The sequence below is a fragment of the Streptomyces sp. NPDC096205 genome, from assembly GCF_044763135.1.
Taxonomy (GTDB): domain Bacteria; phylum Actinomycetota; class Actinomycetes; order Streptomycetales; family Streptomycetaceae; genus Streptomyces.
In genome coordinates, this window is sequence record NZ_JBIWFS010000004.1 from 672,244 (window position 1) to 686,765 (window position 14,522).

Sequence of the window (14,522 nt, forward strand, 5' to 3'; positions counted from 1 at the left end):
TACTCGTGCGGCAGGCTGCCCCCATGAGCTCCGCCGGGACCACGACCCCTCCGCCCCGCCCCCACCTCGACTGGCGGCTGCGCTTCGCCGTGCTGTCGCTGATCTGGGGCTTCAGCTTCCTGCTCATCAAGGTGGGCACCGACGGCTACGCGCCCTTCCAGGTCACACTGGGCCGGCTGGTCTTCGGTACGGCGGTACTGGCGGCGGCGATGGCGGTCAGGAGGGAGCGGCTGCCGCGGGGCACCCGGACGTGGGCGCATCTGGCGGTGGCGGCGTTCCTGCTGAACGCGCTGCCGTTCTCGCTGTTCGCCTACTCCGAGCTGACGATCCCCTCCACCCTGGCCGGCATCTGCAACGCGACCTCGCCGCTGTGGGGCATGGCCCTGTCGCTGGTCGCCCTCTCCGAGGACCGGCCGACCCGGCTGCGGGTGGCGGGGCTCGGCATCGGCTTCCTCGGCGTGCTGACAGTGCTCGGGGCGTGGCAGGGCTTCGCGGGCCTGGACGCCAAGGGCACGGCGATGGCGCTGCTGGCCTCCCTCAGCTACCCCATCGGCTGGATCTACGTCCGTCGCACCCTGGCGGGGTCCACGCACTCGAACCTGTCCCTGACCGGCGCGCAGTTGCTGCTGGCCACGCTGCAACTGGCCGTGGTCACCCCGCTGTTCACCTCGCTGCCGACGCGCTTCGCGCCGGGCCCGCTGCTGGCGATCGCCGCGCTGGGGGCGCTCGGCACCGGTCTCGCGGTCCTCGTCCAGTACGGCCTGGTCGCCGAAGTCGGCCCGACGACGGCCCAGATGGTCACCTACTTCATCCCCGTGATCGCCACGGCCGCCGGTGTGGCTCTTCTCGGCGAGTCGCTGACGTGGTCGACGCCGGTGGGCGCGCTGATCGTCCTGGCCGGGGCGGCACTCACCCAGGCCCGCCCGAGGCCACGGAGGCAGACACCGACGGAGGCGGCCACCGCACCGCGCGAGCGGGTGCCCTCCTAGACGTACCGCCGCCCCGGCACCGCCCCCACCGCGGCCGCGATCGCGTCCGCCAGCGGCACCATGTCGGCCTCGGTCAGGGACGACACGGTGACCCGGATCCCCGGCGGCGACTTCATCCGGAAGCGGGCGCCGGGGGCCACGGCCCAGCCGGCGTGCAGCAGGCGGGCGACCGCGCCGGTCTCGTCCGGCACCGGGATCCACACGTTCATGCCGCTGCGCCCGTGTCCCGTGATCCCGCGGTCGGCGAGCGCCCCGATGAGGGCGTCCCGGCGCCGCCCGTAGGCCGCCGCGACCTCGCCCGCGTCGACCGCGCCGTCGGCCCACAGCCGTACGACCGCGCGCTGGGTGATACGGCTGATCCAGCCGGGCCCGAGCCGCTGGCGCCCGCGGACCCGGCCGAGGGTGACCTCGTCGCCGGTGAGCACGGCGAGCCGCAGATCGGGACCGTAGGCCTTGGCGGCGGAGCGCACGAAGGCCCAGTGCCGGGTGGCCCCGGCCAGCGGGTGCACAGGGAGGTCCACGATCCGGTGGCCGTGGTCGTCCTCGATCAGCAGGGTCTCGGGGTGCTCGCGCAGCACCGCGCGCAGGGCACGCGCGCGCGTGGCGCCGACCGCCGCGCCGGTGGGGTTCTGCGCCCGGCAGGTGACGATCAGGGCGCGCGCCCCGGCCTCCAGGGCGGCACGGACGTCGTCGACGAGCGGGCCGTCGTCGTCCAGGCCGACCGGGTGGACGCGCAGGCCGAGGGCCGGGACGAGGTCGAGGACGCTTCCCCAGCCGGGATCCTCCACCGCGACGGTGTCCCCGGGCTTGAGGTGGGCGGCCAGGACCCGCTCGATGCCGTCCAGCGCCCCGGAGGTGACGGCCACCGGCCCGTCCGGCACCCCGTCGGCGTCCAGGTCGGCCCGGGCGAGGCGGGCCAGCTCCGGCTCGACCTCCGCGTCGCCGTAGAGGACCGGCTCCCGGTCGCCGTACGCGGCCGCCTCGGCGAAGGCGGGGGCGAGGGGCGGCAGCAGCGCCGGGTCCGGGTTGCCGTTCGCCACGTCGCGCACGCCCTCCGGCACCTCGACGCGGATGTACTCACGCCCGCTCGTGGCGGGCTTCGGCCGCACCCTGCTGCCGCGGCGGCCATGGGTCTCGATGACCCCGCGCTCGCGCAGGATGCGATAGGCGGCCGCGACCGTATTGGGATTCACCCCGAGCCGCTCCGCCAACTCCCGCATCGGGGGCAGCAGTTGGCCCGGCTGCAGCTCACCGGCGGTCACCGCCTGCTCGACGCTGGCGGAAATCTCTGCTGCACCACGACCCTTGATCGGATATTCTCCTAGCACAAAGCCAATTATGCACTAGTGCAATGGAGAGCGCCATGCAGGGGACCCAGCAGCCGACGGCACCCGCCACCTACACGCCGACCGACCGCACGGTCCCCACACGCTCCGCCGACCGGGCCGCCTACGACAAGGAACTCGTGCACGCGATACTCGACGACGGCTACGTCTGCCACCTCGGCTTCGTCCGCGACGGCGCCCCGGTGGTGCTGCCCACGCTGTACGGCCGGGTCGGCGAGCGCCTCTACGTCCACGGCTCGACGGGCTCGCGCCCGCTGCGGATGACCGGACAGGCCGACCCGGGCCTGCCGGTGTGTCTGACCGTGACCCATGTCGACGCGCTGATCCTGGCCCGCTCGGCCTTCCACCACTCGATCAACTACCGCTCGGTGGTGGTGCACGGCATCGCCCACGACGTGACCGACCCCGAGGAGAAGCGCGCCGCGCTCGACGCGCTCGTCGACCATGTCGTCCCGGGGCGGGCCGCCGACTCCCGCCCCGCCAACAAGAAGGAGCTGGCCGCCACCGCGGTCATCCGGCTGGACCTGAACGAGGTCTCCGCCAAGCTGCGCACCGGCGGCGTGAACGACGAGCCCGAGGACTACGCCCTCCCCCACTGGGCCGGCGTCGTCCCGCTGCGCAAGGGCTACGACGCCCCGCTCCCGGACGACGAGCTGGCCGAGGGCACCGAACTCCCGGACTACCTCGCGTCGGTGCTGTGATGCTGATCCACCCCTGGGACGCGCCCCACGACGACACCGAGTGGCAGCAGTGGCTCGCCGAGCACGACTTCGGCCAGCTCGTCGTCAACGGCCTGCCCGGCGAGCCGCCCTTCGCCCAGCCGCTGCACTTCGCGTACGACGCCCGGCGCGGCGACATCGCGACCCACCTGGCCCGTCCCAACCCGCTCTGGGAGGCCCTGGAGGCGAACCCGGACGTCGTGCTCAGCGTGGTCGACGACTACGTCTACGTCCCCGGCCCCTGGCAGGCCGCCCCGGACGACCCGCCCGAGCACGGCACGCCGACCAGTCTCTACGCGGCCGTCCAACTGCGCTGCCGGGCCCACGTCGTCGACGACCCGGCCGAGAAGGCCGAGCTGCTGAACCGGCAGGTCGGCCACTTCCAGCCGGAGGGCGGCTCGGCCCGCGTGGCCGTGGGTGAGATCCCGTACGGGCGCATGCTGTCCGGCATCCGGGGACTGCGGCTGGAGGTCACGGGCGTACGGGCGAAGTTCAAGTACGCCGGGAGCAAGAAGCCGGAGGTCCAGGACCGTATCGCGGACCGGCTCGCGGATCGCGCCGGCCCCCGGGACGCGGCCGCGCGCGGGCATCTGCTGCGCAGGCGCCAGGCGTGACCTGCGGCAGGGCGGGCCCACACGGGGGTGGGGCCCGCCCTGCCGCATCAGCTCATGCGTCGGACAGGGCCGCGCTACGAGGTCTCACTACGGGGTTTCTCCGGGGTCTTTCTACGAGGCCGTCCGCTGCCCGGCCGGCTCCCGCTCCGGCGCCCCTCCCGCCACCGCCTCGACAGAGCCCTTGGCCGGCGCCGAGGACTGGGCGATGAACGCGCCCACGAGGACGACGACACCACCGAGGATCTGCGGCGCCGACAGGTGCTCGCCCAGCAGCACCCAGGCCAGCACGGTCGCGATGACCGCCTCCAGACAGGCCACCACGCCCGCGACCTGCGGCGAGAGGCGACGTACCGACAGCACGCCGGTGACGTAGGCGACGACCGTCGCGATCAGCACGATCCAGGCGAGCAGGAGCACGGCCGGTACGGCCGAACCGTCCATGTCGGCGGTGCCGCCCAGCACGGACCAGTCCATCCCCCACGGCCGGGCCACCACGGTCAGCACGACGGCGCCGATCAGCAGCCCGTAGGCGATGACCCCGAGCGGGTCGGGGGCGTCCTCGCCGGAGTCGCTGCCCTGGTCGGACAGCACGAAGTAGCCGACCTGGCAGCAGGCCGCGCCCAGCGCGAGGAGCAGGCCGAGCGCGTCGAAGCCGAGCCCCGCCCACACCTCGACCACGCAGGCCAGGCCGCCGACCGCGAGGACCACCCCGAGCGCGGCGGCACGCGTGACCGGACGCCGCTGCACGAACCGCACCCAGCCGAGGACGAGCGCGGGCGCGAGGTACTCCACGAGCAGGGCGACACCGACCGGGATGCGGGAGATCGACGCGAAGTAGCAGGCCTGCACACCGGCCACGGCCAGCAGTCCGAAGCCGGCCAGCAGCGCGGGCCGCCGGCGCAGCAGGGCGCGATGGCGCACCGCGAGCGGCAGCATCACCAGGGCCGCCCCGGCCACGCGCAGCCACACCACGTGCAGCGGGTCCAGGCCCGCCTCGATCAACGGCTTGGCCGCGACACCGGACCCGCCGAAGGCGAGCGCCGATCCGAGGGCCAGGCCGAGGCCCACGCCCTTCCCACGGGCGCCGGCACTGCTGTTCGTCGTAGACACCGGCACATGATGACAGGCGATGACATGAGCTTCATCCCCGATGACACCTGTCTCACCGTACGGACGCGCACCCTCCGCTCACGGTGCGGGCTCAGGGCGTCGCCTCGCCGCTCTCGGCGTACTCCTCGGGCCGCCGCGGCCGGCTCTCGATGCGCAGGAACAGCTCCCTGGGGTCCACCCCGGCCCGGGTCAGCACCTCGACGGCACGGGCCTGCGGGTCGGCGACGACCGCCGCGAGCAGATCGACACAGCAGGCCTCCTCCTCACCGAACCGCGCGGCACGCGCGCGTGCGCGCTCCAGCGCGGCGGAGGCGAGCGGCGAACACCCTTCGACCGCGCTCACCACGGGAATGGCGCCGGAGTCCTCCACGGTGCTCTGCCAGCGCAGGCCGTAGCCGATGCTGCGCTGCACGAGGTACCCGAGCAGCCGGGCGACCTGCGCCCCGTCCTCGAAGACGGCGCACACCTCGGGGTCGTGCTCCAGCAGGGAGTGCAGCACATGCGCGGTGTCGATCTGCCGGTCCCCGTCGCGCAGCGCCCGTCTGCGGGCACCGGCCAGCACCGCGGCGAGCTCGGCACCGAGCCCGGCAGCGGCGTCGGCGCGGGCGCCGACCTGGTCACCGGTCGACTGCCGGGGAATACGGGGTTGCACATCCACCACCCCATCAGCCGGGGCCGTCCAGGTCATCCCCGTCCGGGAGCATTCTCGTGTCCCACGGGAAGGGGACACCGCCGCCCGGAATCTCCTCCTTGGGGAGGAGATCTCGGCCGACCTCACAAAGGGGCGCGCGCCGGTTTGCCTCGCGCCCCGGAAGCAACCACCGGACGCCGCCGCTCGTCCCGAAGTGCATGGAGAGCGGGTGCTGGCTGGTGGAGCTGCCGGCCGTGGACGGCAGACAGTACGTGTACCGGGTGTACGCCCCGGAGGACGCGCTGCTCGCCGACCTGTTCTGGGAGGCGTGGCACTGCCACGACGAAGGCCCCTATCCGCGCGCGTGGGACCTCTTCGACGCGGCGGTGATACGCAAGGCGTGCTGAACTGCCGAACTCCAGTTTCTGACGGGTCGTCAGCATTGAAGGTTCGCGTGTATTGAAGGTTCGCGCCCCCGGAGCTACGTTCCGCGACACCGCAGCCCGACACGAAGAGGTGGTCGTATGGCCGAAGTCAGCGCTCAGGCACGGATCGAGGCTCCCGCGGAGAAGGTGTGGGCGCAGCTCACGGACTGGTCCGCCTACGGCGAGTGGAACGCGACCCACACCGACTTCCCCGCGGGCGGGCCCGAGGCCCTGGTGGTGGGGGCGACGTTCCTGGAGAACATGAAGCTGATGGGGTTCCCGGCCGAGGTCGAGTGGACCGTCGAGGAACTGGAGCCGGCCCGGCTGCTGGTCATCCGCGGCAAGGGACCCATGGCGGTCAGCCTCGCCACGCGCTACACCCTCAGCCCGCAGGGCGAGGCCACCTCGGTGCGGATCGACGGGGAGTTCACGGGCGCGGCCGTCTCCCTGATGGCGGGCCGCCTGAAGGACTCGGCGACGGCCGCGCTGGAGGAGTCCCTGCGCAGACTGGACGGACTGGTGACCTGAGGAGACGCCCCGCCCGTCCCGCACACACGAAGATGCCCCGCGGCATGAACCGCGGGGCACCCCGACCGCCGTACGGAAGGACTCAGTCCTCGTCGGCGAGGATGAGGTACAGCTTCTTGCGGGCCTCGTTGACGACAGCCAGCGCCTTCTCGCGCTGTTCCTTGCTGCCGGTCTTCCAGACCTGCCCGAAGGCCTCCATCAGACCGAACCCGGCCTGCCGGATCTCCCCGAGGGCCTCCCAGTCGACGCCGCGCCCGGCATCCTCCCAGGGCGCTTCGGGCCCCTCCTCGGCGGCCGCGCGGCCGGAGTCGGTGAGGGAGAACAGCTTCTTGCCGCCCTCGCTCTCACTGGCGATCAGCCCCTCGTCCTCCAGCAGCTGGAGGGTCGGGTACACCGAACCCGGGCTGGGCTTCCATGCCCCGCCGCTGCGCTCGGCGATCTCCTGGATCATCTCGTAGCCGTGCATCGGCCGGTCCCTGAGCAGGGCGAGGATCGAGGCGCGCACATCTCCTCGCCGCGCCCTCCCTCGTGGCCCACCACGCCCGCGGCCGCCCCAGGGTCCGGGCCCGAAGCCGCCGAACCCGGGGCCGCCAGGCCCACCGGGTCCCCCGGGCCCAAACGGACCGAAGGCCGCCCGGTGCCCCTCGAAACGTCCCTCGAAGCCCCGCCGGCCGTGCCCGAAGGGGCCACCGCCCGGGCCGTCCTGCCGATGTCCACGCTCGAATCCGTGCATACGCATCGCACTCACTCCATTCCATCGTTGATCTGTCGCGATGCTTCAACGATATATCGGAAACATGCTTGCGACAACCCCGGCCGAAGAAGAAGGGCGGAGGAAGAGCGCACCGGCTCGGGTCCAGTCCTGTCGGATTGGCATTGGCTCGCGGCTTCCCGGCCCCTCTACCGTTCGTGTCCATGCGGATTCGAATCGTCGACGCCTTCACCGACCGCCCCTTCGCCGGCAACCCGGCCGGGGTCCTCCTCCTGGACGCCTTCCCGGACGACGACCGGCTTCAGAAGATCGCCATGGAGGTGAACCACGCGGAGACGGCCTTCGCGCACCGCCTGCCCGAGGGCGGCGAGGCCGACTGGGCGCTGCGCTGGTTCACCCCCGTCGCCGAGGTCGCGATGTGCGGCCACGCCACCCTCGCCACGGCCCATGTGCTGCACGGCACGGGCGCGCACGAAGGCCCGGTGCGGTTCGCCACCCGCAGTGGCGTGCTCGTCGCGACGCCCGGCGAGGACGGCTGGATCACCCTGGACTTCCCCACCGCCCCGCTCACCCCCGTCGACGTCCCGGACGGCATCGCCGAGGCCCTCGGAGCCGAGCCGCTCAACGCCTTCGACACCGGCCCGAACGTCGGCGACCTGCTCGTCGAACTGCCCGACGAGAAGACCGTCCTCGGCCTCACTCCCGACCACAGGGCCCTCGGCCGCCACTCCTCGCGCGGCATCATCGCCACCGCCCGCGCCTCCCAGGAGGCCGCCGACGACTACGACTTCGTCTCCCGCTGCTTCTTCCCCAACGTCGGCATCGACGAGGACCCGGTCACCGGCAGCGCCCACACCGCCCTCGCCCCCTACTGGTCCGAGCGCCTCGGCCGCACCGAGCTGACCGGCCTGCAGGCCTCGCCCCGCTCCGGCCTGGTGCGCACCCGCCTGAACGGCGACCGCACCCTGCTGACCGGCCGCGCCGTCACGACCATCGACGGCGAGCTGCTCGCCTGACCCACACGAAAGGGGGCGTACGACGGTGTCGTACGCCCCCTTCTCACTCCTCACGGCCTCACGCGGTCGGCAGCCACCCCACCTTGCCCGCGAGCAGCCCGTAGCCCACGAACGCGCCGATGTCGAGCAGCGAGTGCGCCACCACCAGCGGCCCGACCCGGCCCCAGCGCCGGTACAGGTACACGAACACCACGCCCATCACCAGGTTGCCGACGAAGCCGCCGATGCCCTGGTAGAGGTGGTACGAGCCGCGCAGTACGGAGCTGCCGACGAGCGCCTTCTCCGGCGACCAGCCCAACTGGCCGAGCCGGCGCAGCAGATAGCCGACGACGATGACCTCTTCGAGGACGGCGTTCTGCATAGCCGACAGGATCAGCACCGGGTACTTCCACCACACCTCCGGCAGGGCCTCCGGCACCACGGTGAGGTTGAAGCCGAGGCCCCGGGCGGCGAGGTAGAAGGCGATGCCGGTGCTGCCGATCACGGCGGCGACCGCGGCACCGCGGCCCAGGTCGGGCCACGGCCGGGTGCGGTCGAAGCCGAGCGTGCGCAGGCCCTGGCCCTCGCGCAGCAGGAAGTGCGCGACGAGCGCGACCGGCACAAGGGCGGTGGTGATCCCGAAGAGCTGCCAGGCGAGATCCAGCCAGGGACGGCCGGGCGCGGCCGAGGCGTTCAGCGTGGCGGCCTGGTCCTTCAGGCCGCCCGGTCTGGTCACCGACCCGATGAAGCTGATCAGCGCGGACACGCCACTGGCGCCGAGCGAGAGCGCCAGCACGAGCAGCGTCTCGTCCCGCAGGGTCCGCCGGGACAGCCCCTCCTTCGCCGCCGGTTCGCCCACCGCTCCCGCTTCCGCCTGCACCCCTGCCTCCAGCCGCTCGCCCACGCCCTAGGTCCCTCATCATCACCTGTCAGGACGTACGGCGAACATCAGGGGCGGCGCTCAGGGCAGCGCGCGGGCGGCTCTCAGGGCGGCTCCCGGGCCGGCTCTCGGGGCGCTCACACCATCGGCACCGGCTCCGGCAGTCCCACCGGCCAGGTGTGGACCGGCTCGCCCTGGTGCATCAGCTCGCTGTAGCGGCGGGTGGTCGCGGCCAGCGCCTCAGGCCGGGTCAGGCCCGCCTCCAGGGCCTTGTGGAAGGTGGCGACCTGCCAGGACGCCCCATTGACGCGCCGCCGGCACCGCTCGTCGATCACGCCCAGGTACAGATCCCGGTCGGCGGGTTCCACGCCCCACGCGTCGAGCCCCACTGCGGCGAGCGGCAGCAGCTCCTCGCGGACCAGGGTGACGGCGTCGACCTCGCCGACACCGCCGTAGCGGCCCCGCCGGGGCCAGCGGAAGCGGGCGTCGATGCCGAAGCGGCACGCGGCGTCGAAGTTGGCAGCCGCCGTCTCGAACGGCAGCCGGGTCCACAGCGGCCGGGACTCCTCGGCCAGCGCGCGGACCAGGCCGTAGTAGAAGGCGGCGTTGGCGACGACGTCCGCGACCGTGGGGCCCGCGGGCAGCACCCGGTTCTCCACCCGTAGATGCGGAACTCCGTCGGCGACGCCGTAGACCGGCCGGTTCCAGCGGTAGACCGTGCCGTTGTGCAGGACCAGCTCCGCGAGGCTCGGCACGCCCCCGGCGTCCAGGACCTCCAGCGGGTCCTCCTCGTCGCAGATCGGCAGCAGCGCCGGGAAGAACCGCAGGTTCTCCTCGAACAACTCGTACGCCGAGCCGATCCAACGCTCGCCGAACCACGTCCGCGGCCGTACGCCCTGCGCCTGCAGCTCGGGCGGGCGAGTGTCGGTGGACTGCAGGAACAGCGGCGGCCGCGACTCGCGCCACAGCTCCCGGCCGAACAGGAAGGGCGAGTTGGCGCCCATGGCTATCTGCGGCGCGCAGGCCACCTGGGCGGCGTTCCACACGTCGGCGAACCGGCCCGGGGTGACCTGGAGGTGCAACTGCACGGACGTACAGGCGGCTTCGGGCACGATGGAGCGGGCGGTGCAGGTCAGGCGCTCGACGCCGTCGATGTCGAGGGTGAAGTCCTCACCTCGGGCGGTGACGATCTGGTCGTTGAGCAGGGTGTAGCGGTCCGAGGCGGAGAGGTTCGAGGACACCAGGTCGTCGCGGTCGAGGGTGGGCAGAATGCCGATCATCACGATGCCGGCGTCGAGTTCACCCGCTTTCCGGTGCGCATATGCCAGACCCGTGCGGAGTTCCTCGGCCAGCCGGTCGAAAACCCGCCCGCCGAGACGGTGCGGCGCAATGTTCACTTCAAGGTTGAACGTGGCGAGTTCTGTTTGGAAATCGCGGCTCGCGATGCGTTCCAGGACTTGCGCGTTCAACATTCTGGGCAGGCCGTCGGACCCGGCGAGATTCAGCTCGATCTCCAGCCCCATGAGGTTCTTGGGGCGATCGAACCGCTTCTCCGCCAGGAGCCGCTCCAGTCCCCTCAGGCACCGCCGGAGCTTGTCGCGGTAGCGCTGCCGATCGGACAGGTCGAACGCGCCTGCCACGACCTTCTCCCCCATCGGGGCCTCCCTCCTCGCATGTGCGGACCGCCGGGCCGGCCGCCGCGGTCCTGGTGCAGGGGGGATGATGCCCAGCCGGAGCGATCGATAACGTCCCCGCAGCCACCCCTGCACCGCTACTCTGAGGAAAGCGGCACACGGGGTACCGGGGGCACATTCCACGGGCAAGCGGGAACCAGCGGTTTCCGGCGGACGGTGACTCGTGAAAAACGCCGACGAGAATTGGCCTACCGCTCCAGGAGCGAAACCCGAGGTCATCGCCCTGCGACCGTTCCGGAATCGGGAGGATTTCCGCAGTTCCGCGACCGGATTACTCCTTGCCGGACTTCCCGGTAACGGCTAGCCGAAACACCGGGTGAACACCTGTCGTATAAACTCCGCGAACAAGGCAGAGAAGGCTGGCGCCCACGGTCGCACGGACTGCCGTCGAGCCGAGACCCGGCGAAACCGCCCGCCCTTTCGTCACCGACCCCGGCCCCCGCCTCTCTGACCTCGTGAGCAGACAGCGCCGTCCGCCCCCGCCCCTGCGCGCCCATGCCTGTCGAACGAGAGGCGACCCACCATGCCGCTGCATGTCCCCCCGGCTCCCGCGCCCGCCCTGCGCACCGTCCTCACGGCCCTCGGTTCCCCCACCGCCGTCCGCGAGGCCCCGACCCCCTCCCTGCGCATCGCCCAGGGACCTGTGACGCCCGAAATGCCGCTGCCCGTGCATGTGCTGGACCGGTTCGCCGCCGGGGGCCCGCCCGCCACCAGGCTGGCCGGCTGGCGCTTCCTGATCCGCAACGGCGATCGGGCGCTGGCCGCCGCCGAGACCCGGCTCACGCCGGACGGCTGGGCGTTCGCGCACTTCTTCGAGGGCCCCTACATCGCCTCCACCGAGCGCGCCCTGCGGCAGGCCGAGACACTGCCCCAGGCCTACCAGCCGCGTCTGCTGTCCATCCCCAGCCTCTACATGCTGACCCTGTGGCTGCACGGCGACCTCGCCGCGGACGGCTCGACCGGCGGACTCCAGCCCACCGATCTGCTCGTCCCGCTGGCCCCGGCGCCGCCCGGCATCGCCTCGCACCTGCCGCACCGCGTCGCCGAGCTGCTCCCGCTGCTCACCCATCGCGTGACACCGGCCGTCCCGCCGCCGCTGCTCGGCTCGCCGGCCTGAGGCCGTCTGCGGCATCGCGCCTCCGGCACTCCGCCTCCGGGGTTCAGCCTCCGGCACTCCGCCTTCGGTATTCCGCCTCCGCCCCGCCGTGGTCGTCCCGCGGCGGGGTTCTTCGTGCGCGCGCCCCACACCGTCTCTCCTACGAGCGCTCCTCTGCTCGTACGAGCTGATCATCGCCCTGTTGCCCATGCGGACTAGCCCTTTACGGCCACCGCGAACCACCCGAAAGGGCAGTGCAGTTGAGGTGAACCGTCCGCGCGGGTGACGCGTCCTCAACCTGTGAGAAGCGGTGCTGCGAAATCCCTGCGGATCGACGCCCGTAGGGCAACACTTGGTTCCGGACCGACTTATCACAACGGGGGGCGGCCATGAACGACTCTTCACGCCGCGGGACAGACACCACAGCCATCTCATCCACCACGACCGAGCGAAAGATCCCATCCATGTGCCAGCACCAGCCACCGTGCCCCTCAGCCGACTCCGCCGACCGTGAGTCCGCCCGCCTCTTGGCGGCTCACCCGGAGCAGGGATGGAGCCTGCTCTGCAACGGCGTCGTCGTCTTCGAGGACACCGGTGAGCTCCTGCCGGACGGCCAGATCATCGCCCCGCACCGCCCGCTGGACACCAGCAGGGTCGTGACGGCCGCCTGAGCAGCCCAGGGCGCCGGCCACTGCGGGAGGCGCCCGCGCAACGCACGACAGGCGTCAGCCGGCCACGGCTGGAGGCGCCCCCGCAGGACGACAGGCGTCGGCCACGGCAGGAGGCGCCACGACGACAAGGCGTCGCCACGGCCGGCGGCGTCACGCACCGACAGGGGCCGGCCCGCGGCGCACCGCCGCGCACCGGCCCCGACGTATGCGCGCGACCCGTCACCGGCGGCGGCCGTCAGGCCCGCAGATGCGACGGGGCGTTCGAAGGGTCGCCGGGCGGGGCCCGCCCGGCGTCCACCAGGCGTCACGGCACGCCATATCGTGACGGTCATGCAGTCCTACACCATCGGCCAGGCCGCCCGTCTGCTCGGCGTCAGCCCCGACACCGCGCGCCGCTGGGCCGACGCCGGGCGCGTGGCCACCCACCGCGACGACACCGGCCGCCGGCTCATCGACGGGCGTGACCTCGCCGCGTTCTCGGTGGAGCTGGCCAGGGCGTCCACCACCCCGGACGACGACGAGCCCCCGTACACCTCGGTCCGCAACGCCTTCCCCGGCATCGTCACGGCCATCAAGCTCGGCGACGTCGCCGCCCAGGTGGAGATCCAGGCGGGCCCGCACCGACTCGTCTCACTGCTGACCCGCGAGGCCGTGGAGGAGCTGGGGCTGGAGGTCGGCATGGAGGCCACGGCCCGGGTGAAGTCGACAAACGTACACATCGACCGTACGTAGACCTCCCGCGGCAACCGCATGTGCGGATCGACATGGATGCTTGCGCTCGCTCATGCGATGCTCCAGCAGACCTTGGGCCAGCATCTGCGTCACTATGATCGACGTATCGGCAGGGCCGCTCCGGCATGCCCTGCGCGACGGCCGACGCCCGGGAGGGACCCTGTGACGACTCGATCCGTACGCACACTCCGCGCCATCGTGGGAGGGATCGTGCTGCTGGCCCTTTCGGCCTGCGGTGCGTCCTCGGACTCGCCCGGATCCGAGGCGGCCGGCTCCTCCGGCAAGGTGTCCGGCACGGTCACGGTCTTCGCGGCCGCCTCCCTGAAGGAGAGCTTCACGAAACTGGGCGCGGAGTTCGAGCGGCAGCACCCTGGCGCGCACGTCACCTTCAGCTTCGGCGGCAGCGACTCGCTCGCCGCGAGCATCACGGGCGGCGCCCCCGCCGACGTCTTCGCCGCGGCCAGCCCCAAGACGATGACCCTCGTGACGGACGCGGGCGCCGCGGCGGGCACCCCCACCACCTTCGTCCGCAACGAGCTGGCGATCGCCACGCTGCCCGGCAACCCGGACGACATCTCCTCCCTCAAGGACCTCACCGCGCCCGGCCTGAAGGTCGTCCTCTGCGACAAGGACGTCCCCTGCGGCTCCGCCGCCCAGAAGGCCCTGGACGCCGCCGGCCTCCAGCTCACCCCCGTCTCCTACGAACAGGACGTCAAGGGTGCGCTGATGAAGGTCGAGCTGGACGAGGCCGACGCCGCGGTCGTGTACAAGACGGACGTGAAGGCGGCGGGCGACAAGGTCCAGGGCGTGGAGTTCCCGGAGTCCGCCGACGCGATCAACGACTACCCGATCGCCCTCCTCAAGAACGCCCACCACACGGAAACGGCCCAGGCCTTCATCGACCTCGTGAAGTCCCCCAGGGGCCAGAAGATCCTCACGGACGCAGGGTTCCTGAAGCCATGACCAGCCCCACGCCCTGGAAGAACGACCCCACCGCCGACCCACCCCAAGCCGGCCTCGGCCCGTCTTGGGAGAACACGTGTCGTGCTGAGTCGCGCGAGGGGGAGCTGAAGCCGTCGTACAGCGGGACCGGGACCGCCGCGGGAGGCTCTCTCCCCGGCCATAGGGGCGGCACAGCAGGCGCAGGCAGCACAGATGGCGGCACAGGCCGCACTGGCGGCACTGGCGGCATAGGCAGCACCGGCGGCACAGGCGGCACAGGCGGCACAGGCGGCACAGGCGGCACAGGCGGCACAGGCGGCACCAGCAACCCTCACCCGGCGCCCTCCGACCCTGGCCTCCCGATCGGCAGGAGCAAGCCGCACCCCGCCCCCTCCGCCCCTCGGCGCCCCCGCACCCCAAGGCCGCGCACCCTCAAAC

16 protein-coding genes are annotated in these 14,522 nt (G+C 72.4%); 10 read left to right on the forward strand and 6 right to left on the reverse strand.

Annotated elements, in window-relative coordinates; translation table 11 throughout:
- The first annotated feature begins 23 nt into the window (after positions 1–23).
- Positions 24–989 carry a DMT family transporter gene (locus ACIQ6Y_RS19095; protein ID WP_404039974.1) on the forward strand — a complete coding sequence of 322 codons (966 nt, stop codon included), beginning with the start codon at positions 24–26 and terminating at the stop codon, positions 987–989.
- Here the strand turns inward: ACIQ6Y_RS19095 and ACIQ6Y_RS19100 are convergent.
- Positions 986–2,317: an aminotransferase class I/II-fold pyridoxal phosphate-dependent enzyme gene (locus ACIQ6Y_RS19100; RefSeq protein WP_404039977.1), complete on the reverse strand. Its 1,332-nt coding sequence runs from the start codon at positions 2,315–2,317 to the stop codon at positions 986–988. The two genes, ACIQ6Y_RS19095 and ACIQ6Y_RS19100, sit on opposite strands and share 4 nt — an antisense overlap.
- Before the next feature lie 35 nt (positions 2,318–2,352).
- On the opposite strand from ACIQ6Y_RS19100, the gene ACIQ6Y_RS19105 reads away from it, so the two are divergent.
- Together ACIQ6Y_RS19105 and ACIQ6Y_RS19110 are read left to right on the forward strand one after the other, a co-directional pair.
- Entirely contained in the window at positions 2,353–3,036 is a 684-nt protein-coding gene (locus tag ACIQ6Y_RS19105) for a pyridoxamine 5'-phosphate oxidase family protein (RefSeq protein WP_404039980.1), read from the forward strand.
- Positions 3,036–3,668 (forward strand): FMN-binding negative transcriptional regulator, encoded by a 633-nt coding sequence (locus ACIQ6Y_RS19110; protein WP_404039983.1) that lies wholly within the window; start codon positions 3,036–3,038, stop codon positions 3,666–3,668. The genes ACIQ6Y_RS19105 and ACIQ6Y_RS19110 overlap by 1 nt, the downstream gene beginning before the upstream one ends.
- Positions 3,669–3,779: 111 nt before the next feature.
- Here the strand turns inward: ACIQ6Y_RS19110 and ACIQ6Y_RS19115 are convergent, their stop codons facing one another.
- Together ACIQ6Y_RS19115 and ACIQ6Y_RS19120 are read right to left on the reverse strand one after the other, a co-directional pair.
- Positions 3,780–4,784 carry an EamA family transporter gene (locus tag ACIQ6Y_RS19115; RefSeq protein ID WP_404039986.1) on the reverse strand — a complete coding sequence of 335 codons (1,005 nt, stop codon included), beginning with the start codon at positions 4,782–4,784 and terminating at the stop codon, positions 3,780–3,782.
- 85 nt (positions 4,785–4,869) lie between these two features.
- Entirely contained in the window at positions 4,870–5,430 is a 561-nt protein-coding gene (locus tag ACIQ6Y_RS19120; RefSeq protein WP_404039988.1) for a Clp protease N-terminal domain-containing protein, read from the reverse strand.
- A 197-nt stretch (positions 5,431–5,627) separates the two neighbouring features.
- Here ACIQ6Y_RS19120 and ACIQ6Y_RS19125 point away from each other — a divergent pair, with 197 nt between their 5' ends.
- Together ACIQ6Y_RS19125 and ACIQ6Y_RS19130 are read left to right on the forward strand one after the other, a co-directional pair.
- Positions 5,628–5,816, forward strand: coding sequence for a hypothetical protein (locus ACIQ6Y_RS19125; RefSeq protein WP_404039990.1), 189 nt, complete (start codon positions 5,628–5,630; stop codon positions 5,814–5,816).
- A gap of 117 nt (positions 5,817–5,933) precedes the next feature.
- A complete protein-coding gene (locus tag ACIQ6Y_RS19130) occupies positions 5,934–6,362 on the forward strand; it encodes an SRPBCC family protein (RefSeq protein ID WP_404039993.1) in 429 nt (142 codons plus the stop codon).
- A gap of 82 nt (positions 6,363–6,444) precedes the next feature.
- Here the strand turns inward: ACIQ6Y_RS19130 and ACIQ6Y_RS19135 are convergent, their stop codons facing one another.
- Complete coding sequence (locus ACIQ6Y_RS19135; protein ID WP_404039996.1) at positions 6,445–7,101, reverse strand: PadR family transcriptional regulator; 657 nt, start codon at positions 7,099–7,101, stop codon at positions 6,445–6,447.
- A 176-nt stretch (positions 7,102–7,277) separates the two neighbouring features.
- Here ACIQ6Y_RS19135 and ACIQ6Y_RS19140 point away from each other — a divergent pair, with 176 nt between their 5' ends.
- Positions 7,278–8,090, forward strand: a complete 813-nt coding sequence (locus ACIQ6Y_RS19140) for a PhzF family phenazine biosynthesis protein (protein ID WP_404039999.1) — start codon at positions 7,278–7,280, stop codon at positions 8,088–8,090.
- 58 nt (positions 8,091–8,148) lie between these two features.
- On the opposite strand, the gene ACIQ6Y_RS19145 is transcribed toward ACIQ6Y_RS19140, so the two are convergent.
- On the reverse strand, positions 8,149–8,949 hold the full coding sequence (locus tag ACIQ6Y_RS19145; protein ID WP_404040126.1) for a CPBP family intramembrane glutamic endopeptidase: 801 nt from the start codon (positions 8,947–8,949) through the stop codon (positions 8,149–8,151).
- A gap of 137 nt (positions 8,950–9,086) precedes the next feature.
- Positions 9,087–10,604, reverse strand: a complete 1,518-nt coding sequence (locus ACIQ6Y_RS19150) for a glutamate--cysteine ligase (RefSeq protein WP_404040002.1) — start codon at positions 10,602–10,604, stop codon at positions 9,087–9,089.
- 562 nt (positions 10,605–11,166) lie between these two features.
- On the opposite strand from ACIQ6Y_RS19150, the gene ACIQ6Y_RS19155 reads away from it, so the two are divergent.
- The 4 genes from ACIQ6Y_RS19155 to modA all read left to right on the forward strand — a co-directional run bounded on the left by ACIQ6Y_RS19155 (position 11,167) and on the right by modA (position 14,105).
- Positions 11,167–11,760, forward strand: coding sequence for a hypothetical protein (locus ACIQ6Y_RS19155; RefSeq protein ID WP_404040005.1), 594 nt, complete (start codon positions 11,167–11,169; stop codon positions 11,758–11,760).
- A 443-nt stretch (positions 11,761–12,203) separates the two neighbouring features.
- Positions 12,204–12,410 (forward strand): DUF5999 family protein, encoded by a 207-nt coding sequence (locus ACIQ6Y_RS19160; RefSeq protein ID WP_404040007.1) that lies wholly within the window; start codon positions 12,204–12,206, stop codon positions 12,408–12,410.
- A 330-nt stretch (positions 12,411–12,740) separates the two neighbouring features.
- The gene (locus tag ACIQ6Y_RS19165; RefSeq protein WP_404040010.1) at positions 12,741–13,142 is read left to right on the forward strand and encodes a molybdopterin-binding protein; all 402 of its coding nucleotides are present in this window, start codon (positions 12,741–12,743) and stop codon (positions 13,140–13,142) included.
- Positions 13,143–13,304: 162 nt separating this feature from the next.
- Positions 13,305–14,105, forward strand: a complete 801-nt coding sequence (gene modA / locus ACIQ6Y_RS19170; RefSeq protein WP_404040013.1) for a molybdate ABC transporter substrate-binding protein — start codon at positions 13,305–13,307, stop codon at positions 14,103–14,105.
- The last annotated feature ends 417 nt before the right edge of the window (positions 14,106–14,522 follow it).

Bases quoted from the DNA above. Each gene is read 5' to 3' on its own strand.
- ACIQ6Y_RS19105 (WP_404039980.1), top strand. From the start codon at position 2,353: ATGCAGGGGACCCAGCAGCCGACGGCACCCGCCACCTACACGCCGACC.
- ACIQ6Y_RS19160 (WP_404040007.1), top strand. From the start codon at position 12,204: ATGTGCCAGCACCAGCCACCGTGCCCCTCAGCCGACTCCGCCGACCGT.
- ACIQ6Y_RS19140 (WP_404039999.1), top strand. From the start codon at position 7,278: ATGCGGATTCGAATCGTCGACGCCTTCACCGACCGCCCCTTCGCCGGC.
- ACIQ6Y_RS19130 (WP_404039993.1), top strand. From the start codon at position 5,934: ATGGCCGAAGTCAGCGCTCAGGCACGGATCGAGGCTCCCGCGGAGAAG.
- ACIQ6Y_RS19155 (WP_404040005.1), top strand. From the start codon at position 11,167: ATGCCGCTGCATGTCCCCCCGGCTCCCGCGCCCGCCCTGCGCACCGTC.
- ACIQ6Y_RS19165 (WP_404040010.1), top strand. From the start codon at position 12,741: ATGCAGTCCTACACCATCGGCCAGGCCGCCCGTCTGCTCGGCGTCAGC.
- ACIQ6Y_RS19150 (WP_404040002.1), bottom strand. From the start codon at position 10,604: ATGGGGGAGAAGGTCGTGGCAGGCGCGTTCGACCTGTCCGATCGGCAG.
- ACIQ6Y_RS19110 (WP_404039983.1), top strand. From the start codon at position 3,036: ATGCTGATCCACCCCTGGGACGCGCCCCACGACGACACCGAGTGGCAG.
- ACIQ6Y_RS19135 (WP_404039996.1), bottom strand. From the start codon at position 7,101: ATGCGTATGCACGGATTCGAGCGTGGACATCGGCAGGACGGCCCGGGC.
- ACIQ6Y_RS19095 (WP_404039974.1), top strand. From the start codon at position 24: ATGAGCTCCGCCGGGACCACGACCCCTCCGCCCCGCCCCCACCTCGAC.
- ACIQ6Y_RS19125 (WP_404039990.1), top strand. From the start codon at position 5,628: ATGGAGAGCGGGTGCTGGCTGGTGGAGCTGCCGGCCGTGGACGGCAGA.